Source organism: Oceanisphaera submarina, from assembly GCF_046521305.1.
GTDB lineage: Bacteria > Pseudomonadota > Gammaproteobacteria > Enterobacterales > Aeromonadaceae > Oceanimonas > Oceanimonas submarina.
The window spans coordinates 1-1,088 of record NZ_JBKGFN010000031.1 but is presented as its reverse complement, the minus strand read 5'-3'; the positions used below and the strand labels follow the sequence as shown (position 1 = coordinate 1,088).

Sequence of the window (1,088 nt, the reverse complement as noted above, 5' to 3'; positions counted from 1 at the left end):
TGTAGTGGTCAACTAATCCCGGACAATAAATTAGACCGATTCTCGGCCTGAACTGGTGGTAACCCATCATTGTGTTGATGAGGGCGATACCGGTTGTAGTAGTTCATCAGATAATCGCTGATATCTCTTTTGGCTTCGGCCATGGACGGATAGCCAGTCGCTGGCACCCATTCCGCTTTCAGGCTGCGGAACAGTCTTTCCATAGGCGCATTGTCCCAACAGTTGCCGCGGCGGCTCATGCTCTGCGTAATGCGGTAGCGCCACAACCGTTGCCTGAACAAGCGGCTGGCATATTGGCTACCCTGGTCTGAGTGAAACAACAGCCCACAAGGTCTTCCTCTCTGCTCGTAAGCCATATCCAGCGCCTTGGTCACCAGCTCGGCATCCGGTCGATGCGAGAGAGCCCAGCCAACCACCCGACGACGGTACAGGTCCATCACGGTGGCCAGATAACACCAGCGGCTGCCGGCCCAGATGTAGGTAATATCCCCGCACCAGGCTTGATTGGGTGCGACTGGCGTAAACTTGCGATTCAGCCTGTTGGGGATATCTGGCCGTTCAACGGTGGCCGTTTTATAGGCATGGGAGCCGGGTTGTTTGCATATCAGGCCCAGCTCCTTCATCAGACTTCTCACCCGGTAACGGCCCATCTGGTGTCCTTGTTCCCGCATCATCAGCATCAGTGTTCTGCTGCCCGCTGATGCTCGACTGGCGGTGAACAGCCGGTTGACTTCACTTCGCTCCACCACTCGCTGTGCATTCACAGTATGCTTGCGCTTCAGATAGTCATAGAAACTGGATGGTGCGACACCAAACACGGAGCAGACCAAATCGACCGACTCTTGCCCTCTTAACTGGTCTATCAGCGCGTACGTTCGAGTTCGTCCTGCATCAAGAGAGCGGTGGCCTTTTTTAATATGGCTTTCTCTCGTTCCAGCCGGTGGATGCGGGCTTCCAGCTCCTGTATCCGCTGCTGCTCCGGGGTTAGTGCCTTGCTGGCAGGTGTTGTGCCATCCCGCTCTTGCTGTAGCTGCTTGACCCAGCGTCTCAGGATGGTCTCACCGATATCCAGCGAGCGGCTGGCTTCG

1 protein-coding gene is annotated in these 1,088 nt (G+C 56.0%); it reads right to left on the bottom strand.

Annotation, left to right across the window (positions count from 1 at the left end; all coding sequences use genetic code 11):
* Positions 1 to 8 precede the first annotated feature (8 nt).
* Positions 9 to 1,088 (bottom strand): IS3 family transposase gene (locus tag ACLEIV_RS16835; protein WP_410457779.1). Its coding sequence is split into 2 segments (ribosomal slippage), with 1,081 coding nucleotides annotated over them: positions 9 to 916 and positions 916 to 1,088; the frame shifts between segments, so codons are not numbered across the junction. This gene is flagged as partial in the annotation.